This window comes from Micromonospora sp. NPDC005206 (assembly GCF_040608175.1).
Lineage (GTDB): Bacteria > Actinomycetota > Actinomycetes > Mycobacteriales > Micromonosporaceae > Micromonospora.
This window is the reverse complement of sequence record NZ_JBEXHU010000002.1, coordinates 337,673-362,515: the sequence shown is the minus strand read 5'-3', so window position 1 is coordinate 362,515 and position 24,843 is coordinate 337,673. Positions and strand designations below refer to the sequence as shown.

The 24,843-nt window shown below is 68.1% G+C and carries 11 protein-coding genes; all 11 read right to left on the bottom strand.

The window, feature by feature from the left end; translation table 11 throughout:
• Position 1: 1 nt before the first annotated feature.
• The 11 genes from ABZU69_RS03750 to ABZU69_RS03700 all read right to left on the bottom strand — a co-directional run bounded on the left by ABZU69_RS03750 (position 2) and on the right by ABZU69_RS03700 (position 24,752).
• Entirely contained in the window at positions 2-2,107 is a 2,106-nt protein-coding gene (locus ABZU69_RS03750; RefSeq protein WP_354962869.1) for a DEAD/DEAH box helicase, read from the bottom strand.
• Positions 2,104-3,438: a BREX system ATP-binding protein BrxD gene (gene brxD, locus ABZU69_RS03745; RefSeq protein WP_354962868.1), complete on the bottom strand. Its 1,335-nt coding sequence runs from the start codon at positions 3,436-3,438 to the stop codon at positions 2,104-2,106. The genes ABZU69_RS03750 and brxD overlap by 4 nt, the downstream gene beginning before the upstream one ends.
• Positions 3,435-6,107, bottom strand: a complete 2,673-nt coding sequence (gene pglZ, locus ABZU69_RS03740; protein WP_354962867.1) for a BREX-2 system phosphatase PglZ — start codon at positions 6,105-6,107, stop codon at positions 3,435-3,437. The genes brxD and pglZ overlap by 4 nt, the downstream gene beginning before the upstream one ends.
• Complete coding sequence (locus ABZU69_RS03735; protein WP_354962866.1) at positions 6,104-9,793, bottom strand: phage resistance protein; 3,690 nt, start codon at positions 9,791-9,793, stop codon at positions 6,104-6,106. Before ABZU69_RS03735 ends, pglZ begins: the two co-directional genes overlap by 4 nt.
• On the bottom strand, positions 9,790-13,287 hold the full coding sequence (gene pglX / locus ABZU69_RS03730) for a BREX-2 system adenine-specific DNA-methyltransferase PglX (protein WP_354962865.1): 3,498 nt from the start codon (positions 13,285-13,287) through the stop codon (positions 9,790-9,792). The genes ABZU69_RS03735 and pglX overlap by 4 nt, the downstream gene beginning before the upstream one ends.
• Positions 13,288-13,307: 20 nt before the next feature.
• The gene (gene pglW, locus ABZU69_RS03725; RefSeq protein ID WP_354962864.1) at positions 13,308-17,480 is read right to left on the bottom strand and encodes a BREX system serine/threonine kinase PglW; all 4,173 of its coding nucleotides are present in this window, start codon (positions 17,478-17,480) and stop codon (positions 13,308-13,310) included.
• Positions 17,481-17,557: 77 nt separating this feature from the next.
• A complete protein-coding gene (locus ABZU69_RS03720; protein WP_354962863.1) occupies positions 17,558-18,895 on the bottom strand; it encodes an AAA domain-containing protein in 1,338 nt (445 codons plus the stop codon).
• Between the two features lie 5 nt (positions 18,896-18,900).
• Positions 18,901-21,243 carry a DUF262 domain-containing protein gene (locus ABZU69_RS03715; protein WP_354962862.1) on the bottom strand — a complete coding sequence of 781 codons (2,343 nt, stop codon included), beginning with the start codon at positions 21,241-21,243 and terminating at the stop codon, positions 18,901-18,903.
• Between the two features lie 61 nt (positions 21,244-21,304).
• Positions 21,305-22,819 (bottom strand): hypothetical protein, encoded by a 1,515-nt coding sequence (locus ABZU69_RS03710; protein WP_354962861.1) that lies wholly within the window; start codon positions 22,817-22,819, stop codon positions 21,305-21,307.
• Positions 22,816-23,946, bottom strand: coding sequence for a hypothetical protein (locus tag ABZU69_RS03705; RefSeq protein ID WP_354962860.1), 1,131 nt, complete (start codon positions 23,944-23,946; stop codon positions 22,816-22,818). The genes ABZU69_RS03710 and ABZU69_RS03705 overlap by 4 nt, the downstream gene beginning before the upstream one ends.
• Positions 23,943-24,752 (bottom strand): hypothetical protein, encoded by an 810-nt coding sequence (locus ABZU69_RS03700; RefSeq protein ID WP_354962859.1) that lies wholly within the window; start codon positions 24,750-24,752, stop codon positions 23,943-23,945. The genes ABZU69_RS03705 and ABZU69_RS03700 overlap by 4 nt, the downstream gene beginning before the upstream one ends.
• Positions 24,753-24,843: the final 91 nt, after the last annotated feature.

Sequence of the window (24,843 nt, the reverse complement as noted above, 5' to 3'; positions counted from 1 at the left end):
TTTAGCTGCCCGGCGAGTGGTACCAGCGGACATGCTCTGTTAGCACAGACTGCGCTCGCGCCGTATCGGCAAGACGGAGGCCGAGTGTGGTCCGAGCCAGCTCGGGAGGAAGCATCTCGGCGAACTTCAACTGGTGCAGCGCTTCGTCCGCTACCACGGGTTGTGGCAGCTCATCACCCGCGACGCGGTTGAGCGCCGCGCGCAGACGATCTGGTGAGATGTCTTCCCGAAGCCGGAGCGAATGGTCGTCAAGGTCACCCTCGGGGTCCACAACGTCGGGAAGGGCGGCAGCGAGCGTGGCGTTGGCGCGCTCGCCTGCCCAGGTCCACCACACGGGCACCTCGCTCCCTGATTCGACGACCGTGCCGGCCTTCCAGGCTCGGTGGCCGGCCTCCTCACGAAGCTTGGCGAGCGCTGTGGTCGCCCGCTTCGACAGCCCGGCGTCAGGTGTCGCGCCGAGCAGCACATCACGCTGCGCGCGGCTGAGCTCGAACGACTGGGGCGGCGTCATCCCCTGCCAGAGGCTGCGTCCAGGTATGTCCGTCGGCTCCACGAAGCATCGTCGGCGGGTCCAGTCAATGTGCGTCACACGCCAAGGACGACCCGCGAGAGACAGGACGCGCGGGCCGTTCACCTTCCGCATCAGCATGAGCGGATCGGCTCCGCCGACCTCTTGGCGGCCGTGCAGGACCGTGAACTCAGGTGCGGCGGTGAAGACGGCGAGGAGTTCCATGAAGTTACGTCGCCCGTAGCGACGTTCGGCCTCCGGCCCGATGAAGAGCATGCCCGACGAGTCACGTTCAAGGTGACCGCTTGCCACCAGCCACTCGACGATCTCGCGAGTAGATTCGTCGAAGATCGGGAGGTCACCCCACCACTCCCGCCAAATCGACTCGCCGGTGCGCCCTTCCTGAAGGCAGAGGGCCAGGAGCTGCTGCGCCGCTATATGACGAGGCGCCACCGGTGGAGTGATTGGCTCGACGAAGCCCTCGTTCCAGAGCCGAAGCAGGCCGGTCGCATGCAACAATTTGCTCGCCGACGATGCGAGGAACAACATGTTCCGCTCACTGCCCGCACGGCGTCCGGTTCGACCCAGTCGTTGAAGGAATGACGCCACCGAGCGAGGGGCATCCAGCTGGATGACTCGGTCCAGGTCGCCAACGTCGATGCCGAGTTCCAGCGTGGACGTCGCGACGATCACGCAATCGCGCTCCTCTGCAAAGGCTTGTTCGGCGCGACGCCGTTCATCGCGTGACAACGACGAGTGGGAAACGAACGTCGTCACGGTGCGGGACCGCAACGCTAATGCGAGCTCTTCTGCCCTTCGGCGGGTCTCGCAGAACACCAGCCGCTTCTCTCCGCGGTGAAGCGCGGATATCACCGTAGCTGCGTTCTGCACGTTCCCGACATAGTCAACCTCGATTTCAGCCGAGGATGACGAACCGTCGGCTTCAGGTGCCACGACGACGCCGGCACGGGCCGCAGATCCTGTCCCCTGCAGCCACCTCACAAGGTCACCTGGGTTTCCAACGGTCGCAGACAACCCGATCCGCTGGATGGGACGGTTGGCGAGATGGGAGATCCGTTCCAGCACAGCCAGAAGATGCCATCCCCTGTCGTCACCGGCGAAGGCGTGAACCTCGTCGACGATGACTGCCTGCACGTCGCCGAAGAACTCCCTGGGGTTGACGGACGGCGAGACCAGGAGCGACTCGAGCGACTCGGGCGTGGTGAGCAGGATGTCTGGTCGTTCAACACGCATCGCCCGTCGCTGGGACGCTTTCGTATCGCCGTGCCATACACCTGCGGTGCGACCGACCCACCGGGCGTATCCGTCGATGCGTGGCTGCAGATTGTTGAGAAGTGCTCGCAACGGGCAGACGTATAGCACGGAAAGCCCGCGCCATCCGTACTCGATCATTGACGTGAGCATCGGAAACACTGCGGCTTCCGTCTTGCCGCCAGCAGTCGGTGCCAGCAGCAGCGCATCGCTACCCACGAGCAGCGGCTGCGCCGCAGCTTCCTGGAGCGGCCGCAAGGACGACCAGCCGAGTGTGTTGACGATGTGATGAGCGAGTCCGGGATGCAGCCGGTCGATTGCGGTCACGGCAAATCGAGCTCGATGTCGTCGACGCTGTTTGCGGCCAGGCCAGCCGCGTTCCGCTCGACGTCCGTGAGTTCTGCCGCCCGGAGGGTGAGCTTGTAATCCCGGCGCGGATCGAAAGCCGGGTGCAGCTCGACCCGGTCGAGCACGTCGGCAACGAACTTCTTTAGAAAGACCCGCGGCGCGATGCCGACCTTCCCGCCGAGCTGGCCGGTGACTGAGTCGGCGAGCAGGCCGATGTACGCATCGTCGACGACCTTGACAATGCGGTCGCGCTCGGGAAGGTCGGCAACGAAGAGGTCGCGCACACGGCCGCCCAGCTCACGTAAGCCTGCGGCGGTGAATCCGGGCAGCCGCAGCTGGACCGCTCGAGGGTTGTCGAAGCGCGGGTCGGTCGTGAAGTCGGTGGCGAGACGCTGGGCGAGTGGGGGCAACCGCTGAGCGCCCTGCACTCCATCGAAGAAGGCCGGCGTGGCGGTGATCACCAGGTATAGGCCGGGGAACCGGCCGCTGTCGATTTCGTCGATGAGCTGCCGCAACGCGTTGAGGGCCTTGTCTCGCACGTCCGAGCGCATCCGCTGTAGCGTCTCGACCTCGTCGAGGACTACAAGCAGTCCCGGGTGGCCGCAGTCGCGCAGCACCGTGAGGAGCCCCTGTAGAAACCCGAGCGCGGTGTAGTGGTCCAGCTCCCCTTTGACGCCTGCGGCTCGACGTACACCAGCCGCAACATTCGGTTGGCCGCCGAGCCATGCGGCCAGACCTTCGGCCGTTACAGAGTCACTGGCAGCCGACGCTGCTCGGTAGCCGCGTATGGCGGCGGCGAAGGTTGGGGCATTGCGTCCGATGTCGCCGAGCCGCCGCTCCATGAGCACCCCCACCGCGGCGTCGAGCGCGTCTGCATCCTCTTCTGCTATCTCGCCGCCGGCCAGGACGTCTTCTTCAAGAGTGAAGATCCACGAATCGAGCACGGGGCGCAGGGCCGAGGGTGCAAACTCCTCGGTCGTGAGGTTCTCGACCACGCGACGGTACACCGTTTCCAGCCGGTGCAACGGTGTCTCCGTCTCGGAAATCTGCACCTCGGCTGCGGCCATACCCTGGCGCTTTGCTCGCTCTGCCAGCCAACGGGTGAAGAACGTCTTGCCGGCGCCATATTCACCGCGGACGGCCTTGAAGACGGCGCCGCCGTCGATGGCGGCCGTCCGTTCGGCGTCGACGGCAGCCGTCAAGCGGTCCAGGCCCACGGCGAGGACGTCGAGCCCGCTGCGCGGCACGGTTCCGCGGCGCAGTGCGTCGACAACCTCGCGCCGCCGGCGGGCGCTGATCTCCACGGTCATGATCCCGACGATAGTTGGAACTGGTCGCGGAGCAGCCGCTCGTTCAACACCGCCGTCTTGCCATCGGGGTCGACGTCAAGGACGGGGTACCCCTCGACCTGGAAGAGACGGCGGAGCATCGTCAGCGTCGGTCCGATCCGGTGGGCGGGAATACCCGCCTCCGCACCGAGCGATTCAACGCGTATCCGGCCACCTGGAGCGCGCAGGAGCACGGTGAGTAGTGCGGCCACGCGTTCGTCGGGCAGCGAAGAGCGGCTGGCCTTTTGCCTGGCACGGTAGATATTGCTCGCAAGCAGGGCCGAGACGAGCGGTTGCCCCGCGGTAGCGGCGGGCGTGATCGGCTGAGGCGCCGCCGGCACGATCTCGAAGAGTGCGTCTTGGCTTTCCTTGGTAACTACTGTCGGAGGCGGAACCTCGACCGAGCTGGTGAGCTCGGCGCCACGCCACCAGGCGGGTGCGGCGACCGGAGCGCCTGCCCAGCCGGAGACGGCGTCTTCGTTACCGGCGCTGAGCACCGTAAGTGGGATTACGGCCTCGGCCGGGCTGGCTCCCCCGTGATAACCGGCTTTTCGTGCGGTGTAGCGCAGCGTCTCCCGCCACGGCAGCACGACCTGACCATTGCCAAGCATCACGCGCGACCCGGATATCAGCACCTCGCCGTCGCCCCCCGGTTTGTCAGCGGGACGCCAGCGTGCCGAGGTTGCGCCGAGCTGTGACCGCAGCTCCGCCTCTGTACCTCGGTCAATCACATGGCCGTGGTCGGACAACAGCACGACGACCCGGTCCCGGGCATGTTCGAGCAGATCGCGTACCGCGCGGATGGTGTCGGTGGTCCAGTCGATCGCGCCAGGATCACTGCGATCGAGCGCATCGTCGATGGTGTTGACGACGGCGGCGACCAACTTCGCGGATCTGTCCTGCAAGGCGGCCACGACCGTCGGATCGATGCTCGCGCCCCCACCCGTCCTCAGGTCCGCCTTGTGCAGTAGCCGGACATTGCTTCCAAAAACCGCAGCAAGTCCTGACTTCTCCTCGGTCTGGCCGCCCCGGGCACAGCGGCCGCTGAAGAGGCTGGTCCTGCTGACCTCGGTGACGGTCGGCAGCCCGGCGAGAACGCCGATACGTGGACCACCTCTCGGAGACAGTTCCAGCCAGGTATTCGCGGTAATGGACTCGACAAGCTCCACGCTCGCGGCCACGCTCATGCCGTCCACGACCAGGAGAAGGACGCGCTGGCCAGAGTCGAGGATCGGTTTCACCACGCGGCCGAGTATGTCTTCGACCCGCAGCATCGACCCGGGCGCGGCGTTGGCATGCGTCGCCCCTGCCAATAGACGAGCAAACTGCTCGTCGTGCCGGTTCCGGCGCGCGTTCACCTGTGCGAGCAGCTCCTGGTATGCGGCAGCGACCTCAAGATCGTTGACTCCGGACCACACGTCATGTCGGGCCCGGTCAACCCAACCGTCGTCCAGTGCATGGCGGGCGACCGCGTCAGCGAGCGTGGACGGAGCAGACAGCTCCGGGGTCGCCAGCCAGCGCAGCAGCCGTAAGGCTGACTCGGCGACGATCACGTCGCCGCTCACCGACGCGAGTTGATGCTTCTTGACCACGCGAAGCGCTGCCTCGACGGCGGCTACCGTACTGCTGGTCGGCCGCGGAAGCGCGGTCCGAAGCCGGGCGGCGAGGGCGCGTATCCGGGCCGTCAACGCTCCAGGCAGCAGATCCGACCGCTGGACGAGGCCCGTGGCGTGGATTTCTTTGGCGATCTCCTCGGTACGGCCGAGAATGCGGGTCACGACTTGCTGGTTGTCTCCGGCGTCGACGGCGCGTTCAAGCCATGCCTGGGCAGCCTCGCTCCAGGCAAGCGCGTCGCCGCGACCCGGCTGGATCCCGCCGATCAGGGACTCGAGCCGGACGCGAGCTTCCGTAACGGCGGTCGACACTGGCGTATCGGCGTGCCAGAGCAGCCCGGCGAGGATCCCGAGCGGGATGGCGTCTGTGCCGTGCCCAGCGTCCACAGCAGCCATCGCCCATCGCGCCGGCGCGCCCGCAACGGATGCCAGCCAGTCACGGACGGCTCGACGAATCTGGACCGGAAGACTCGTGTACCGGACCACGTCCACACTGCGAGTCGTCCACTGGAGGATCCCGGCGCTGTCGAGATCCTTGAGGTCGACGGCGAGGAGCCGGGCGGCAAGGCTCCGCATCGCATGGTCGCGGGTCAAGACCGCACCGGACACCGGTGGCCATCCCTCGGCCGGCGCTTGTTCGACCAGCGCGTCCGCCAGCCAGCGACCTTCCTTCACCAGCGCCGGGTCGAGCGCCGATGCGGCGAACTGGGTGCGTACCAGCTCCCACGGCTCGATGCTGACCAATCGCAGCTTGGCGCAGTGCGCCAGGAGACCAACGCCCAGCGCTTCCTCGTCGCAGTCGGTGAGAATGACGAGATGATCGTCGGGGGCACGGTCGACGAGCGCGGCCCGCACGGCGAGCGGCGACGGGCAGGGTACGACCCGGATGTTTCCGCCAGCGACGGGAACCACGGGATTGCCGCTCCACTGCGGGCGAGCCTTGACCGCGAGGACCTCGCCGTTGCCCTTCCGGCCGAGCCACTCCGCCGCCAGGCGTCGGATCTGCGCTTCGGTGGCAATGGGTACGGCGCCGGTCATTCGAGGAGCCAGGTGATACGGATTGAACGACCGGGGTTCTCGCTGAGCATCTTCTGGATCTCACCGAGGGCGGTCTGCAGGTCGGCCCCGGCACGCACAGTCCGCTCGCCCCCCTTCCCGGCGGGCGGAGGCGTGGGAGGCTTGGGCGGATTCACGATCGGCGGCGGGGGCGGCGGAGGGGGTGGCGGCGGTGCGATGACGAGGACGTCCTGAGCCTGCCGGACCGCGTCGTTCAGCGCCTCGGCCAGGTCTGCACCCATTTGATTGGTGCGTGCGCTGATCGCGAGCTGGTCGAGGATCGCCCGCACTCGTTCGGCACGGTCATCGGCAATGGCCGCGACGGTGTCCAGCGTCTTCCAGTGCGTCGTTGAGAGTGCGCCGACGAGCTTCGGCCCAGAGGTGATGGCGCGCGCGGTCGTCTTATCGGGCACGCCGAGCTCGGCGGCAGCTAGGACCTCAGTCAGCACGAGGTCGTCGGACTCGTGCGCGAGTTGGTGTAGCAGCTGGGCGGCCCGCCGGCCGGTCGCGAGCCGCCCCTCGGTGGCGGTCATGTCGATGCCGAGCTGGCCGGCGTGCCCTTCGAGCAGCTTGACGAGCTCCTGGGCCGCCACGCTGTACTGCCGGGCGCCGGTGCGGACCGCCCTAGCCAAGTCGGCCAGGTTGGTCGCAGACCGTAGCGGCGAGTACGCCCCGCCGAACAGCGCCGAGGCCCGGCGGATCGCCGTCGACCAGGTCTGCTCGTCAGGCAACCGCGGCTGTCGCAGCTCCAGGTCGTCCGTGACGCCTTGGAGGTCGGCGACGGTGACGAGTGCCTCGTAGCGGTACCAGGCAAAATCCTGCTCCAGCGCGAACACCGCGATGATGAGGTTCTGGACCTGCTTGTCGAAACCGCGTGGCTGCGGCCGGTCGAGCAGTTCCCGCAACACCCGCACCGGGAAGCGGTCGGCGTACCCCTGAGCACGGGCGCCTTGGAGGAGGTGCCGACTCCACCAAGACGTGGTCAGGTTGAGAACATACTGATTTTCGACCAGCTCACCGAGCTTCAGGTGGTTGACGATCCGGCGGACGCTCTGCCGGTCGGCCTGTTCGACCGTGGTACGCCGAGCCTCGTCGGCCACGGCCCTGCGTGCGTACTCGAGCACCTTGCGCAGCTCGGCCGGGCGCAGGGCCGGCTCATCTTCAGGCAAGTTCGGCATGCCAGGGTAGCTCCAGCCAAGCATCTGCCCGGCGAGGTGGTCGAAGGCCGCCTTGAGGGTGCCGCCGACCGGGTTCTCCGGCCGAAGCCCAGGTGTGAGCGTTACGAAGACCGTATCGGTATCGGGCTCGACGTCACCGGGTTGCGGTCGGGCCGCCCCGTACGCCTGCTTGAGACATTCCAGGAGTCGCGTGGTGAGGGTCTTCTGCTGCTGTTCGAGCATCAGCTTGGTCTGGAGTCGGTCGGCGGGCAGCAGATCCGGCGCGAGGGTGCGGAGCCGGTCGTCGCCACCGCCGGCCAGCACGTAGTTGACCTTGACGAGCGTTCCCACGCTTCCAAGCCGGTCGGCGGTCAGGTAGAGGGGGAGCCAGAAGATCGTGCGCCCTTCGGCGCCGTTGTGGATGAGGCTTTCCACCCGGGCGAAGTCGTCGCGACGGGTGTGCTGCTCGTCGTCGAACGGGTAGTCGACCACGACCCGCCAGATCTCCCCGGCGGTGACGAGGGCCGAGTCGGGCAGCTCGTCGCGGTTGCGGACGTTGCCGAAAACAACGTCGATCTGGTGGCGTCGGCCGCGCCAGTCACGCTGGTGGGGCAGCTCGCTGTAGACGCCTTCGATCGCCTTGACACCCAGCTCGCTGCAGATCAGTTCACGCAGCAGCCGGCGCCGGGCGCCGGGGGTGTCCTCGGTGGCGGGGACCCGCTCCAGGACTTGCGTGGGGTCGATATCGGAAAGCTCGGCGCTGACGACCGGGTCCGGGCCTTCAGCGACCCGGATCTGCGGTACGTCGGTGGAGATTTCCCGCAGCCGACCCAGCACGAGTTGAGGCTCCATGCCGGGCAGTGGACTTTCGATGGATCCGTAGTTGAGCGCGTGCAGCTTCGCGGCGGTGAGGTTGGACAGCGCCGGCACGTCAGGCACGAGCGCCGCGAGCAGCAGCGTCTTGACCAACTTGTCGTCGATACGGAACTGGTGACTCGCGGGCACTGTCGCGGCGCCGGCCTCGTCGAGGTGGTTGCGGCGCAGTAGTGCCGGCCGGAGGCGGCTGCGGTAGAGGGCACGGGCGGTTTCGAAGTGGCGGCGTAGCGTCGGCTCGTCGGGCAGCTCGCCCTTGCCGATCAGCTCGTCGAAGAGTTCGGCGACACCGAGCAGGTCGTTGACCTCGAGGGTGTCCCGGCGGTCGACCAGCAGCCGCAGCATGGTCTTGAGCGCGGTGCGCTCCCGCTGCAGTGCCTGGGAGAGCGCGACCAGGGTGGCAACTAGCGCCGGGCTGAACGGGTAGAGCCGGCGAAAGACGGCCTCGTCGGAGCCGATTCCGGCGTCGTCGAACTGGGCGCCGAGGCGCAGGGTGTCCCACACGTCGGGGCGGCGAGTAAGCGAGGCGAAGGCGTCGTCGATCACCTTCTTCGCCGTGGCATCCTTGGGCGAAAGGAGCCGTCGCTCGGCGATGAGCGGCAGGTTGCGCTCTTCAAGGGGGATCTGAGCGAACCGTCCCCGCCCGTGCCGAAACACGTCGGCGAAGGCTTGCCGTTCGGCGCCGGGGACGTGCGGGCCGAGGAAGTCGGCGAGGTCGCGCTGTCGGGCGACGAACGACACCAGCGGGACGGGCCGGTGCGCATCCGCCGACTCGACGAACTTGGCGAGCTTGCCGCCTTCCTGGTTAACGAACTCCAGATTGGACAGATGCTGGGAGAGCCAGAGCACCAGCTCGTCGAGGAAGAGCACCACCGCGTCGTAGCCGAGCGACTTGGCGTGCTGGCTGAGCACGGCCAGGCCGGTGTCGATGTCGAGGTACTCGCCGCTGTGCACGGCGCCGGAGAAGAACGCCGAGGTAAGGTCGCTGACCAGCCGGTCCCGGTCGGCGGTGCCGGGGGCGGCGGCAGCCGCCGCCGCGTAGGACTGGGCGTCCCAGCCGCCGCGGTAGGCGCCCCAGCCGGCGGAGGCGGTGCCTCCTCCGGAGAGGGCATGGAAGAACTTCTCGTCACCGAGCAGCGTCCGCTGCTTCGCGGCGTCGTCGAGCATCCGGTCCGACTTGTGTACGGCGGGCGACGGCTCGTCCGGGTGCAGGGCAGTGATCTGCGCCCGATAGCCGCCGAGCACCGCCTCTTCGATCGAACGGGCCCCGAGCATGTGGTAGGTCAGCGGCAGGATCTTCCGCCCGGTGAGCCATCGGTCGCCGTCGGAGATCTCGTCCGCCAACTCCGGGATCGACCGTGCCTCCGGGTTGCGGCGCAGGATCTCGTGGAGCACCGCCATGAAGTGGCTCTTACCGGCGCCGAACGAGCCGTGCAGGAACGCCGCTTGCGACTTGCCCGTCTGCACCGCCTGCCCAACCAGCCCGAGCGCCTGCCCGAAGTTGCGCTTCAGGCTCTCGGTGACGACGTATTCCTGCAGCGTGGTGTGCGCATGGGCCACGCCTTCGGACAGGCGCATCACGAAGTCGGAGTCGGAGACCCGCTCCGGGATGGTGATGACGTCCCGCAGCAGGGTCATGACAGCTTCTCCGGGGCAAGGTCGGCCCGGCCGCGCCCGAGCGCGGCCAGCTCCGAGTCGATCAGGGTGGTGTAGAAGGCGGCGACGCCCATTGGATAGCTGGGGGCTGGGTCGGCATACCACTGACGCAGCCACGGCTCCAGCTCAACTAGGCCGGCAAGCAGCGGCAACAACCGCTCAACCGGCCAGGCGTCCTGGGTCTTGCGCTCCAGGTAGAGCGTGGCGAGCGCCTGCGCCTGGTCGACGTGGTCCCAGCCGGCCCAGCCGATCACGGGCGTCTTGTCGGCGTCGCGGCCCGCCTTCGGGTACGCCACAAACCGTTCCTTCGACACGTCGAGTTTGCCCCGATTGCGCCAGTAGGAGATCTTGGCGAAGTCAGCACTTATGTACTTCGGCGGGACCGGGATCGGCTTGTCGAGCGTCTCCCCCGCGTCCTCCCTGCGCTGCAGCTCCCAGGTACGCTCCCACTGCGCCCGCTTGGCCAAACCACTCGCCTTGTAGCGGTACATCGCCATGTACGGCACGACCTCATCAACGACCAGCTTGGTCAGCTCAGCCGCGAGGTCGTAGTCGTCGCGCCCGCAGTAGAGCGCGACGACGCTGCGGAAGTCGGCGTCAGTAAGTACCCGGTCGGCGAGCTGCGCCACCGACAGCACCCGCGCCCGGCCGGCCTCCCGCCACAGGCTCTCGGCTTCCAGCCGGTAGAGCAACCAGTCCCGCAGCGCCTCGCGCTCTTGCTTCTCCCACGACTTCAATGCCCAGCGCCGCTTGCACTCCGGCCGCTCGATCAATGCCATGTCCGGGCGCTCTTCGATGATTTGGATGCGCCGCTCAACCACCGCCTTGTATGCCTCCGGCCAGTGCGCCGGAATTTCCGTGACGGGCTCGAACTTGAAATCGTTGTAGTCAAACCACGAGGTTCGCAACTGGCCGTCTGCAACCTTGCGCGCAAGTGCGATTTCGAACGCCCGTTCCCCGTTGTTCAAGCGCGGCACCGACGTCTCAGCTGCCGTTTGATTCTCGTCGATCAGCCCGTAGAGCCGATAGACCTCCCAGTCCAATTCTTCCTGGACCGCGATCATGTCACCACGGATAATTTCGTATTCGGCATGTGCTTTGTTCAGTGAGTCGCGGGTCGGCACGCCAGCGGCGCTGATAGCACTCGGTCGTACCGCAGCAAGCTCCTGCGCTAACCGGTCAAGCCGCCGAGCCCGGGAAAGCGGCAAATCTTTTGGCAAGGGGAAGTCTTGCAACTTTGTCCCGGTGAACTCGTAGAAGTCATGCCACTTCTCGTCCTTGCTGTACCCACCACCGGGCCCACCCTTGTTGTGAGAAACCTGTTGTAGCCAGAAGCAGGCGGTCGAGGAGTTCAGCAGCCCCAGCAGCACCAGGTGGTCATCCTCGCTCGCTCCCGCCGGCAACTTGATCACGGGCGCGGAACGGTTGAACACCTTCCCACCCCGGTCCAGCATGAAGTGGTTATGCGTTGCCACAAACGCGTACGTAATAGTCAATGGCGACACTCCGCGGTCTACCGTTACCTGATGCCACTCATACCAAGGTCGACCCTCCTGAAAGTAGGTCAGTTTAGCGAAGGTTGCTCGGTTCCCAAGGACTGTCCGAGTAGGCCAGAGGCGTTTCGCGGCGCAAGGAAATGAGTCGAGCGGCTGGAGCGCAAAGTCGGTCGCGTAGGGGAAAAAGGCGTATTCACCGTCGGCCAATTGGTAGTCACGGATCTCATCCCCTACCACTAGCCGCCTGAACGCGATGCTTTCTAGTCCACACCGTTCGACGACCTGGCGAGGCGTGAAGACAACATCGTCTGCATTCGTCATGCCAAAGATGCCGATGCGGGCAGCCCGCTCCCCAATTCGCTGTGCCGCCCTGCTCTCAATCGCTTCCTTGAGACCGCCAGCGCCACCCCCAGAGAGGCTCCATGGATGTCGGGCCAATGTCTCTCGAGGCGCCTCGGAAACGGTGACGTAAGGATTGGGAGCGCCCGGCTGGTCAACATTGTCAACTATGGCCCTCCACACCAGTCCTTCCGCCGCGTCTTCCAACCCAGGGGGTTCGCCGAGGATGCCGAGCACCGCGCGCACCGTCAAAGCCTTGGGATACCGTCGCCGCCCGGCCAAGATCACTGTCGGCGTGCCGTGACCGGGGATGTAGGCGCCAGACGTGTCGATGACGTGGGACAGCTCGACGTGCATGGCGAGATACTGTTCGATGAGCTTTTTGCCGAACTCGCGCTTCATGAAGGAGTTCGCGGTGATCTGGCCGACGAACCCGGCCCGCCCCGACTCCTCACGGATGCGCACGAGCTGGAAGAACCGCTGCACGAACGGGACCGACAGGGCGTACTTGCCAGAGCAGACGTCTTTGTACTCCTTGCGGTACTCCTCGTTGAGCACCTTGTCCTTGACGGCGATATACGGCGGGTTGCCCACCGCCACCGTGTACTGCCCCGGCCGGAGGTAGTCGGCGAGCAGCTCGCCGTCTTCGGTGAAGTACGCGAAGCTCTTGCCCGTCTGCAGCATCGACAGCATGTCGCCCTGATGCGACGACTGGCCACCGCCCCACTTCAGCAAAGAGTCGCCGGCGGCGAGGCGGATGCGGAAGCCGGGCGCCGAGGCGAGCCGGGTCTCTCCGCACGCTTGCATGGCGGCGATCAGCAGGCGAAAACGGGCGATCGCGACCGCAATCGGGTTGATGTCGACGCCGGTTACCTGGTCGAGCGCCTTCTGCACCCGCTCCCGCGGGTCCATCGCGGGCGCCTCACGCAGCCACCGCTTGTGCAGCCGATAAAACGCCCCGAGCAGGAAGTGCCCGGAGCCGCACGTGGGGTCGATTACCGACGTCTCGGCCAGACCGTACTCCTGCAGCGACGGCGTCAGCGTCAGGTCGAGGATGAACTCCTCCACGAACTCCGGCGTCTGCAACAGGGCGTACCGCTTTCGCGCGTCCTCAGAGAGGTCCTGGTAGAGGTCGCCGAGGAACCGGGTGTCCAGCGACGCGAACGACGCCAGCCCCTCATTGCGCTGCCAGAACTCCAGCAACTTCTCCGCCGCGTCCGCGGAAACGTGAAAACGCCACACCGGGTTGTGCTCGTCGAACAGCGCACTAGTGGCCCGGAACCCGAGCAGGTGCGCGAACGCCTCCAGGATCCAGTGCCGGTCATTGTGGGTCGGCTGCCCCATGAAGTACGCCGTGCGCGCCTGCACCGCCGCATCCACCGTCTCCGGACCGCCGATCCACACCTGGTCGACCAGGCTGTTGTCCTCGCAAAACCGCACGAACACCATACCCAGCACCCAGGCCACCGCCGCCTGGTCGAGCTGCTCGTCCCGCCACGACTCAAACGTCGCCCCGGTCCGCTTCCCGGCGTAGGCAGCCTTGTACTGGCTGAGCAGCCAGTCCGCCAACTCAGGCACGGCCCGGCTCTGCACGAGCAGATCCGCCCGCAACGCCTTCACCTGACGCTGCAGGACCTTCACCGGAACCGGACCAGACGTCGTCACTGTTGTCCTTTCACTTCTGTAGAGAAGTCGAGCCACCGGTCAGGCAACCACAGCCACTGACCGGAGGACGTTACGGGGATCGGCTCGTGGTCGAGCACTGGCTGGTTGCGCCGGGCCGCCGCCAGCAGCAGGCGGGCCGTCGGCCGTGGCGCGGCGGTGTCGGCCAGCTGGGCGAGCAGGTCCATGCAGCCGTACCGGGCGAGCGGGCCGGCCTCGGTCAGCAGCACCGCACCCTCGGCCGCCTCCATCGCCGCCGCCACCCGGGGCAGCACCTCCTGCCGCACGGCGATCTCCAGGCTGCGCCGATCGGGGTCGCTGCGGTCCTTGGCGTCGGAGGTGGCCACCAGCTCCCACGGCACCCCGATCGAGCGCAGCGTCTCGATCAGCGTCCGGGTCACGTCGACCTCGGTCAGCGGGTACCGGGTTAGCAGTGCGCGCCGAGCCTGCGTCAGCCGGGGTGGTGCGACGAGCAGGGCGAGGAACGCCCGCCTTTCCAGCGCACCGGCGATACGCGCCTCCACGTCGGACACCGCGTCGACACCGACGAAAGTGAGCGGACCGACCGAGGTGGCCCAGCGGGTGGTGCTGCCGAGAATCCCGTGTGAGGGGGCCGACTGCGGCCGGTAGGCCTTGGCGACCGGATCCCACTCCAGCGCGATACCACAGCGCGCCAGGAGGTCGTCGAGCGCGGGCCGCTCCGGGAGCGGTGCCGCCTGCGGGAAGCGCGCCCGTACCCGGTTGTGCAGGCTGTGCACGTCGAGCATTTGGTTGGCGGTCAGCACCAGGCTTCCGGCGGCGAGTCGGATCGCCCTTTCCGCTAGCATGTCCATGGGGTAGAGCTGGAGCTGCGAATTGACCGCGACCGTGCCGGCGGCGGCCGCGGCGAGCTGGACCAGCCGGGCATCCGCCAGCGCCGGCATGACCGCGGGCGGCGTGGTGTGTCGCAGCCGCTCCACCGCCCGTGACGGTGTCGGCAGCGGGTCGGCGTCCACCAGCTTCTGCGCGGTCTTCCCGAGCGCGACCGCGTAGAGCAGTAGGTCCAGCGAGGTGTGGGTAGCGGTCGGGTCGTCGGGCTCGCGGCCCACGAGCACGGTCTGGCCGAAGCGGCGGAAGCCCACCCGGGAGTCACCTCCGGTGGACAGCTCGACCTCCACAGCGGCCCGGACCAGACCGATCGCCTGCGTGGTACGGCGCGGCTCGATGGCGAACGAACCCCGGGAGGCGATCAACGCCTCGGCCAGCTCGGCGGCGGACATAACCCCACCCCGGGCGTCGAGCAGCTCCACCATCTCGGCGCGGACCGCGGCCAGGTCGTCGCTGGCGGTCCAACGTTGCACGCCCTTCTGCACGACTCGGCTCAGCTGTGGCTGCGCCAGGACGAGTGCGCTCGCCACCTCCCGCTGCGTTGGCCAGCGCAACGGTTCAATCTGGCCAGCTGGGGCGCGCAGGCCGAGCATCACCTCCAGCGCCCGCATCTCCGTCTCGTTGCGGCTAGTGCGCTTTGGCAACAGGCCTTCGACCAGGCTGTCGACGCCGCGTACCGAGGATCGTTCAGCGGTGGTCTCGACCGGTGCTGGCTCGGGCGAGGGCGCAAAGAGAGTGCGAAGCTCCTTGGCTCGGCGCCGGATCTCGGTCTTGGTGGCCTGTGGCACCCCGTCGAGTCGCGAGAGGGCCATCGGGTCGTAGTCGACCAGCTCGCCGACCGTACGTACGCCGAAGCGCTCCAGCGCCGAGCGGGCCCGCTCCGTCAGGCTGACCAGGTCGAGGGGCGTGTCGCGGGTGACCGCCGGTCCCGGTGCCAAGTGTGTTGTCGGCGTCGCAGCGGCCTTCGGGATGTCCTTGAAGATTGACCGCCAGGCGTCGGCCATCTCCTCGGTCGTGTCGAAGCGCTGCCGGGCGTCCCGGGCCAGCGCGCGCTGGAAGAACGAGACCAGTCGGTCGGCGATCGCCGAATCGAACAGCTCGGTCGGCAGGCTCACTTCATCGGCAATCGCCACCGGGTTGGCCACGCCATCGCCCCACCGGGGAAGCGTTCCGGTAGCCATCTCGAACAGCGTCACCGCCGCAGCGAAGCGTTCGGCCGCCAGGTCGTAACGCGGCCGTCGCGGCGGTGCGAGGAACGGATCGAGGTAGGGCGGGGTACCCGCGCCGATCTGATCGGCAGGCGATCCGGACAGCGAGAAGTCGAAGACGCACAGGTGCGGCTGCTTGTCCTTCGGCCGAGGACGGGCCGCGAGGTTAGCGGGCTTGATGTCACGGTGGATGACCCCCTGCCCGTCGAGGTATTCGAGGATGTCGAGCAGGTCCTTGCCGTAGCGCTCCAGCAGGTCGAGGCTGAGCCGCCCGTACGTGCTCAACTCCTCTGCGAGGGTCACCTGGCCGGCGAACTCCAGCAGCAGGCCCGTACGTCCTCCAGCGGTGACCGGGCCTTCAATGAGCTGGGCTACCTGCCAGTGCTTGAGGCTGCGCAGCTGGTCGGCCTCGTCATGCAGCCGCTGACGTTTTTCCTCGTCCCGGGCCACTTTCAGGACCAACGGAACATGGTTACCCTCGCGCCGTACGAGCAGGGCAATAGAAGTCGCGCCAGAGCCGAGCCGCCGCTCCACGGTCAGGCCCCCGTCGAGCACGTCTCCGGGGCCGGCGTCTAGCGGGTCGAGGACGGGAGCCGGCTCCGGGGCGGTCAGCTCCTCCTCGACCGCGTCGAGGTGGGTTAGGAACTCGGCGATGCTTGGGGTTCGCTTCGAGGTGTCACCCATCGTCGCGTCGTACACGAGGTAGCTCAGCGTCTCGGGCACGGCGTCGGCGGCGGCCGACAGCTCCAGGCCTCCCTGCACCGCCACGGTGGCTTTGAGAGCCTCCGGACTGGTGGCGGGCGGACGGCCCGCGAAGATCAGGTAAGTGATCGCGCCAAGAGAGAACATGTCCAACAGTCGGCCCGGGGCGTCCGGATTAGTCGCCAGCTCGGGCGCCTGATAGAGCCGCACGCTCTCGTCGGTCAGCTGGTCGACGTGGGTGGTGCCGGCGAGCAGGGTGGCCTGGGTCGTCGTCGCCGCCACCCGACCGCCGGCTTGCCAGTCGGTGACGACCAGGCGCGGTCGTGGCTTGTCCGGGTCGTACACGAAGATCGCGCGAGGACTGAGTGCCCGGTGGACCAGGTGACGCGAGTGCGCGTACCGGAGCACCTCAGCCAGGTCACGGACCAGGTCCAGCCGGTGCTCCAGGGCTAGCTGATCGCCGTGCTCGGTCAGCCAGTGGTCGAGCCGCACCGCGTCTTCAACGTGCTCAAAGATCACCGCCGGGCCAAATTCGTGGTCGACCAAGTCGATCGCGTGGCCGATCCCGGGGTGATAGATGCCCTGCAGCAGTCGGAACTCCCGCTCGGCGGCGCGGCGGATCAGGTCTCGGTCGTCCGCGCTGGCCTTTGAGGTGAGGTAGAACCGGACGCGGCGCACGATGTCGGTCTCAACCTTGTGACCAGCTAGGTAGTCCTGCCAGCCGGGCCCCTCCGAGAAGGGCTTCGGTTGGAGCAGGAGACCTTGCACGGTGCGATCGGCAATCGAGGGACGGATGCCGCAGCCATCGATCAAAGAGACGATCTCTCGGGCCCGGGTGCGGTCGACGGCGTCCCGCTGATCCGTCGGAGGCTGGGTGAGGAGGTCGTAGATGGTGGGCAGGCCACTCCGTTGGTCCGTGTGCAGGCCGTAGACCCGCTGCTTGCCGACCTCGTCGAGGCGCGCGCTCATATTGGCGGCATGAAGGAAAATCGCGGCGCGTACGTACGGAACCTTGACATCCTTGCCCGACTGACCACCGTAGTGGTGAAGAAGACTGGCGAGCCGCTTCGCCTTCCGGTTGGCCAAGATCAGCGGATTGTCCTCGCGCCGGACTCGGCCGTTAAGTGACTTCACCCGCCACTGCGTGCCGTTCCCACTAATTTCCCCCTGCCAGTGCTTGAGCTCCACCAGTTGCAGACCGCTCGGAGTGAGAACGAGCAGGTCAACCTCATTGATCGAGCCGTCGGTGCCGACGAATTCGACATTGGCCCAGGCATTGTACGGCTCACCGTCGGGCAGCAGGGTCTTGATGTGGCGCAGGCCCGCCCGCTCGTGCAGCCAGGCGCTGGCGTTGATCTCTCTCCAGCGCGGCGAATCATCTCTGATCGCAGCCACCTCCCCCCAAGGTCTGTGCGAGTGCTCCATCCTGCGATGTCGCGCCCGCCGTGGTCAACAAATGCCAACGAAGATCGTCAATACCGGCGTCTCACGAGGTGGCCCATCATCGATTGGTTCGCCTCCCAGCCGTCGGGGAACTTGACGGGGACGTTGAGGTGCACCGGCTCGGCCGACGGGTGGGCGTCGAGCAGCTCGGCGATCCCCGCCCGCGCCACCACGATGCAGGCCTGCCGATGCCGCGACGTCAGCACGCAGAGCCGCCCCGACTCCAGGTGGAAAGCGGTGGCGTCCCGCCGCCCAGACAGCGGATGAAGCACGATCGTCACGTCGTACTCCCGGCCCTGGAGCCGGTTGGCCGTGTCGACCGTGATGTCCGCTCCAGCCGCGCCGAGCTGCGCGCGGATGGCCGCGACCTGGTCGCGGTGCGCGGCCCCGATGGCGATCCGGTCCCCGGTGACCGACGCGCCGCCCGGTTCGCGCTCCGAGACCGCGACCGCTCCCCGCTCCAACACCCGCCGCGCCAGCGCCGCGCACGCTGCGGCCGCCTCCGAATCGGTCCGCAGCGTGTGCCGGGCCGGCAGCCCATACAGCGCCCACCCGGTCGCCGCCGCCGTCTCCACGGCAGCGTCGACCGGCCCATGCCCAAACACGGCAGTGGTGAAGGACAGCGACCGTTCGCCAGCGGTTGTGCCGGCCTGGAACCCGGTAAAGGGGTAGAACGCCTGGGCCACCACCGGCGCGGCCGAGGGAGGCAGTCGCCACGACACCGGGAGCCGGTGCACCGGCAGGTCGGGGTTGTGCCGCAGCAGCGCCGCTACCGCCGACTGCATCGGGTCCCAGGTCAGCCCAATCCACCGCTCGGTCTCGACGGTGGAGAACGGGTCGAGCTGGCCGGGGTCGCCGACGAACAGCGCCCGCTCGAACCGGCCCGCGACGCGCAGCAGGGCGTCCGACCGCATCTGGTACGCCTCGTCGACGATCGCCCACGGCCAGCAGCCGTCGGACACCATGGCCCACTTGGCGGCCGTACCGATGATGACGGAGGGACCACCGAGGTCGGCGACCTTGGCGGCGACCCGGACGGTGGCGTACTGCTTGATCCGGTCGGAGGCCGTGTAGTCGGTCGCCGAGAGCCGTCCGATGTGCAGCTCCGGCGCCTTCTGCGCCAGGCGGTCGATCAGGTCGTCGACCTGTTCGTTGGTCTGGGCGATCACGATCAGCGGCTCGCCGGCGCGGGCCAGTTCGGCGGCGGCGCGGACGACGAGGGTCGACTTGCCGGCCCCGGGAGGGGAGTCGACCACGACGCCATGGTGCAGGCCGGAACGCAGGTCGGCCAGCACCTCGGCGATGACGCGCTCGGCCTGGACCGACGGCGGGTCCGCCGGCGCGTGCGGCAGAAGCAGGGTGGTCATGGTGCTCACCGCCGTGCCGTGGTGTCGAAGTCAAACTGCCGCAGTCGGTGCCGGGCGATGTCGAGCTCGTGGGGCGTGAAGAGCGACTCGTACTCGTCCTTGGCCACCAGGGCCTCCACCGTGAGGTCGAGTCGCCCGCGCTCCCACAGCGCCGCGAACCCGTCGGACACGACCGGGCTGGCGAGCAGCTTCTTGGCGGTGGCGAGCCCACCGTGCGCGGCGACCATGCCGATGAAGTAGGTGGCGTTGTAGCCGGCCTCGCGCCGCGCCGTCTCGTACACCCCGCGCATCGCCCGCTCGAAGTCCGCGACCGTCACCTGATCGCCGCCGGACTGGGCCGGTACTACCGCACTCTGCGAGCCGCTGGCCGCCTCGCCGTCGGCATCCGTCTCCTCGCCGAGCGGCTCACCGTCGGTGTCAGCGAGTCCCGCCGCCTGCTCGTTGCGCCGGGCCACGTAACCGCGCAGGGCGTCTACCGAGGTGAAGACCTCGTAGCCGAGCTCCTCCATCCGGGCGAGCTCCGGGTTGGCGTCCAGCTCCAGCACCACCGGATTGCCCAGCCCCGGCTGCAGGCCGTCCGGCCAGTACGCCTCCGCCACGCCCAGCAGCCGACCGGTGGCGGGGTCGGCGATCTCGCTGTCGAGGGCGGGCTCGGCGCAGCCCGCCGCCACCAGCTCCTCGACGAGGGCCTTCACCTGCCCAGCGCGGACGTCGCTAACCTCCTCCTCGGCGACCACGACCACCGGCCGCAGTGGCTCGGCGGCCTGCCTCGTGCCGTCCCGGAGACCGGCGAGGAATCCGTTGGCGGCGTTGGCCAGCAGCTCCCGGCGGGCGGCGAGGAAGTCCAGGTACCGGTCGGGACGCCACAGCTGCGGGTCCGTCGGGATCCACTGGGATTCGAGCGCGCCCGGGTGCTTCTGCTCGGTCTCGGCGAAGTAGTCCTCCGGCGGCCGCTTGCCGATCGCGAGATTGGTCTGCTGGGTCAGGAAGGAGAAGTTGGCGACGGCGTTGACCTCGGAGCGGCCGTAGCCGTGCTTGTAGAGCAGCGCCTTGGGGAAGATGTGGTGGACCTGCAGCGAGGTGAGGTAGCCCAGCATCTCGCTCTTGAGCTCCAGGCCGGAGTTGAAGTCGCGGGCGCCGAGCACCCGGGTGAGCAGGTAGAGCAGCGGATAGAAGCGGGAGCCGCGGCCGAAGCCCTCGAAGTCCTGCCCGTCGATCACCAGGTTTCCGCCGCGCCAACGGGCCAGGCTGGTGATCAGGCCGTCGATGCCGCTGCGGGCGACCGTGTCGTAGTCCTGGGTCAGGATCGTCTCGGTGGAGCCGGCGAAGCGTCCCCACAGCGCGGCGTGGATGTACCAGAAGAGGACCCGGTCGCGTTCGGTGGCGTCGGCGAACGTGCCGCCGTTGAGGTGCAGGAAGCGGGAGACCACCGGGAAGGCGTAGCGACCCATCAGCACCCGGTCGTGGTCCAGGCCGAGCCGCCCGGAGATCACGTCGAGGAAGCCGCTAAGGTAGCGCTCGCTGGAGGTAAGCGCCTGCGCGAAGTCGGCCGAGCCGACCCCCTCCAGGGACTCGAACTGGGCCCGGCCCGTCGCTACCGCGTTGACGTTGCGCAGCAGCCAGTCGAGGTTGAACTCGAACCCGGCGGTCGACCAGGTGCCCAGGTGCTTGCGCATCGTCGAGCGGGCCTCGGGCCAGTCGGCGCAGATCTTCGCCAGCGCCAGGTCGCCCTTGGAGAGCTTCGTGCCGCCCGAGTTGACCCGGTTGAAGATGTCGACGACCACGTCGACGCCCTTGTCCGCGCCGGTAATTTTCTCCTGGTGGAACTCGCGTTCGAGGATGTTCCGCAGCCGGATGAGCCGACCCATGTACGTCGCGAAGTGCGGCATGGTGTCCGGGTGCGCCGTGAGGTTCCCGATCTGCGGTTCGATGCCGTCGACGAAGAGCTCGGTGACGTCGACCCAGGTGGGGTCGTCCCTCATCTTCGCCGGCGCGTAGAACTCGAACGTCTCTTCCTCGACGTTGAACCGCAGGCCGGTGAAGGCGGCCGGGTCCCCCTCGAAGAACGCCGGCGGCTTGCCGCGGACCACCCCGTAGAGAGAGGTGATCCGCTGCTGCCCGTCGAGGAGCAGCTGCTTCACCCCACCGCCTACGTGGTCGCTGCCCCGTACCGAGCCGTGGTCGGCTTCCGTCTCCCACACCAGCAGCCCGCCGACGGGGAAGCCGAGGTAGAGCGAGCGCATCAGGCCGCGTACCTGATCCCGGTTCCATACGTAGCCGCGCTGGAACTCGGGCAGCAGCACGGTGCCAGAGTCAATCTGGTCGAGGATGGTGCCCAACTTGCTCAACTCAGCTCCCCCACGGATCTGATTGGTTGGTCGTTGACTAGCGGTGCTGCGGGCCGAAACGTCACGACCACTCTTCGTGGGCGTCCTCTGTGGTTGGTGCGCTGTCTTCGTACGGTGCCGGCGGGCCGCCGTGGGTCCACGGCGTCTCCTCCCGAGACGGGAAGGCGCCCGGCGGCATGAAGGAGTCACTGAGCGTTGTGTAGCAGATCCGCTTCCCCGCCTCCGGCACAGTGCCCGGGGCCGGAGTGAGCGAGCGACCCATCCCGCCGGTCAACTCCAACACGACCGCGGCCGTCCCGTCGTCCTTCTGCGCCACCGACATCACCCGCGCCTTCTGCCCACTGGGTTGCTCGGGCGAGAACAGCGTCGTGCCCGGCGTGACCAGCACCGGGTCGGCGGTGGTCACCGCGATCCACGGCCGCAGCGCGCGCCGCTTCCCGCTGTCGTCAATCCGCGTCGGGTGGGCGGCAGTCACCTCACCCACAAACGCCTCCCCGGTGAGCCGGTAGTCGGCCATCACCATGGGGTCGTCGTAGGCGCGCTGCACGTCGTACGAGGTCAGCGCTCGCTCCATGCGGTGCAGCTTCCTGGCCGCGACGACCGCTCCGTCGCGGCGCGGCTGCGGGAACCCGCCCTCGTCAAGGTATGCGGTGAAGCTGGTGAAGGCGTCCCGGTCTTCCGCCCAGCGTTTGGGCACGTGCGCTCCGGCGGGCAGGGCCCGCAGTAGCGAGATGGCCTGCCACATCTGTCGCCAGGTCGGCTCGAGCTGCGAGCACAGGATGTCCTCCAGCTCGTCGCGACGCCGAGCCACCTGCGAGTCGGTGGCCACCGCCCGGTCGTACGCGGCCATGGCCGGGGCCAGCACCTCGTTGTCGAAGGTCGGGTCGGTGGCCAGACCGGCCGGCGGCCAGGTCACGGGATCCTCGGCCGCGGCGGCCGCGTCGGCACCGGTCATGCCCGGCGGGGGCGTGATCCAGGCCAGGAGTGCGGCCAGCTGCGCGTCCTCGAGGGGGCTCTGTCCGGTGGCCCAGTGCATCGAGAGCGCCTGCGTCATCGCCACCAGAGCCGAGGACCCGGGGTGCTCGGCGCGCTCGAAGAAGTACGTCAGCCACCGCCCAAGCAGCGGCACCGACGGGTCCACCGGATAGTCGCCGTCGGTGCGGCGGAACCGGGTGGACCGGCCGAAGAGCCGGGTGAAGCCGACGCCGCCGGGATTGGGTACGAGCAGCTGTGGCGCATCGGCGTACCGGTGGCGGACGTCCCTGCCTTTGTTCGTCGGCACCGCTTCGACGTCACTGCGGAAGCTGTCGACGTAGGGGACGACGACGCCCGCCAGCTCGGCGGCGAACGCGAACCGCTGGTCCCGGTTCCGGGGCTGCGGCACGATCAGCAATGTCGGATCGTCCCGGTCGTCGCCCACCATCGCGGCGAGCGGCGCGTTGGCCTCGCCCGCCATGGTGAGCGGGATGAACACCAGGGGTCGGTCGGCGACGTGTACGTGGCGGACGGTGGTGATCCGCTGGGCAATGCCCTCCACCACTGCCTCGGCCCGCGCCAACGTGGTCAGGGTGCTCATCCGGCCACCCCACTCATCAGCTCAGCCCGCAGTCGCGCTGCGGCCCGCAGCAGCTCGGCCGCCTCCTGCTGGTCCTCCGACGGCGCGAGCTGATTGCGCGCGATGGCCAGAGCCGTTTCCACCCGCTCGATGCCGCCCACCTCGTCCCGCGCGGACTTGCCCAGCGCCGCAGTACAGCCGCGGGCCTCGTGCCGGCAGAAGTACGCCAGCTCGCAGCTGGCCAGGCACTCCGGGGAGTACCGGGCCTCGACGGCTTCGAGGGCGGCGACCAGCGCGTCCGGCGAGCGGGTGGGCACCCCGTGGTCGTCGGGCGCGAAGTCGAAGCTGATGGTGGCTGGCAGGTCGGCCAGCAGCGTGTCGATCCGGGTCATCCGGGACAGCTGCCGGCGCAGTACGGCGAGCTGCTTGCGGACGTCGACCCGGACTGCCATCGGCTGGTTGGAGAAGTCTCGCGGGCAGACCAGCACGACATCATGCGAAACGATCGCCGGGTCGAACCCGACCTCGCCGAGCAGCTCACGCATGGCCAGCACGTAGACGGCCGCCTGGATCGCCGCCCCGGCCACCTTGCCCGAGTCGGCCTGTCCGTCGATGACCGCGAACGACTTGATCTCCACGACGTGGAACTGCCCGTCGTGCTGGAACGCGATCAGGTCCGGCTCCAGGTAGGCCTGCTGGCCGGCGACCTCCAGCCGCAGCAGCGGGTGATCGAAGAGCGTGCCGGCTCCATCGGCCTGCGCGGCGGCCCGGGTGAGCAGGGCGCGCGACCGGGCGTATCGAACGTCCTGGCTTTCGCGGCCGGCAACCGACTCCAAGTCGTCGTACGAAACCTCCGGGATGTCGAGGTCGAGCCGCTCCCGCAGCAGCCGCAGCAGCTCGGCGCAGCCGTTCGCCTTGACCTGCGCCTCGAAGGCGTTGCCGCGGGTGATCGCGAACTGTGACTGGCCGAAGCGGGCCGGGTAGTCGACGTAGGCGGCCAGTCGTTGCTTGTCCACGCCGGCGCAGTCGAGCACCGCCCGACGAGCGCAGCCCGGGTTCGTGGTCAGGGCGGCGATGGTCCGGGCGTTGTGCCGGCTCGCGACGCCCCCGCCCCGAATCGCGGCGAGTCGTTGGCCAACGTTGGTCATGCCGTCTCCCTGACTACCCGCAGCTTGCTGCCGAAGAGCTGCTCGGCCTCATCCATCTGTCGGCGGGCACGCTCGGCCGCCGCTTCCCGCTGCGACTGGTCGGCCACCACGTGGACGTCGAGTTCGGCCTGGGCGGCCTTGACCACAGTGGCCGCGTCTACCGCCCCGTGTGGTTCGGCTGCTCCCGGGATGGTGCTCGCGAACCGCCAGAGCAGCCGGGTAACGCCCGGCTCCTGCTCAGGCATCCTGGCCGCTCGTTCCGTCACGTTGATGGCGGCTGTCAGAAAGTCGACACGGAGGCTCAGCGGCCCGATGATGCGCCGCTCGAGTGGCCAGGTGGAGATGGCGAGCAGGCCCCGGGCCGGGGCCAGGTGCTCGGCGGTGAGCGCCGAGCAGAGGTAGTACGGCCGGGAGTGCCGTGTGGTCCGGAAGGACCGCTCCTCGTCCCGACGCAGGTGGGTGAGCTTGCTCGCCGCGATCCCGGTGGCACTCGCGCCATAGAACGCGGCGTGGACCTCGGCGATCAGCTTCGGCGCGGCCGGCACCGACAGCAGGGTGAGCGCGTGGTGCACCTGCTCGCGTACCGGCACCAGCGGCATTTCCGGCTTCGACGACTCGGTGTTCGGCTCTGCCTCGTCGGTCAGGTCCGTCAGTGCCTGCTCCCAGTCCCGTTCAGCACTTCGCAGCTCAGCCCGCATCGCCTTGGCTCGTGCAGGGTCGCGGGTCATCACCGCGCGGCGGACCGCTGCTCGCAGCTCTTCGATCCGGCGTTCGAGGTTCTCTATGGACTCGGCCACGAAAGGCATGGTACAAGTTCCAGTGTTTTCCAGCAATCCCCCGCGAGCGGGTTGTTTGCTGACGCAACAATACTTAGCGTCGTGCCTGGAAGGGAGACCC

Coding starts and splice junctions, on each gene's coding strand:
- ABZU69_RS03735 (WP_354962866.1), bottom strand. CDS start 9,793: ATGACCCTGCTGCGGGACGTCATCACCATCCCGGAGCGGGTCTCCGAC.
- ABZU69_RS03700 (WP_354962859.1), bottom strand. CDS start 24,752: ATGCCTTTCGTGGCCGAGTCCATAGAGAACCTCGAACGCCGGATCGAA.
- ABZU69_RS03705 (WP_354962860.1), bottom strand. CDS start 23,946: ATGACCAACGTTGGCCAACGACTCGCCGCGATTCGGGGCGGGGGCGTC.
- brxD (WP_354962868.1), bottom strand. CDS start 3,438: ATGACCGTGGAGATCAGCGCCCGCCGGCGGCGCGAGGTTGTCGACGCA.
- ABZU69_RS03710 (WP_354962861.1), bottom strand. CDS start 22,819: ATGAGCACCCTGACCACGTTGGCGCGGGCCGAGGCAGTGGTGGAGGGC.
- ABZU69_RS03720 (WP_354962863.1), bottom strand. CDS start 18,895: ATGACCACCCTGCTTCTGCCGCACGCGCCGGCGGACCCGCCGTCGGTC.
- pglZ (WP_354962867.1), bottom strand. CDS start 6,107: ATGACCGGCGCCGTACCCATTGCCACCGAAGCGCAGATCCGACGCCTG.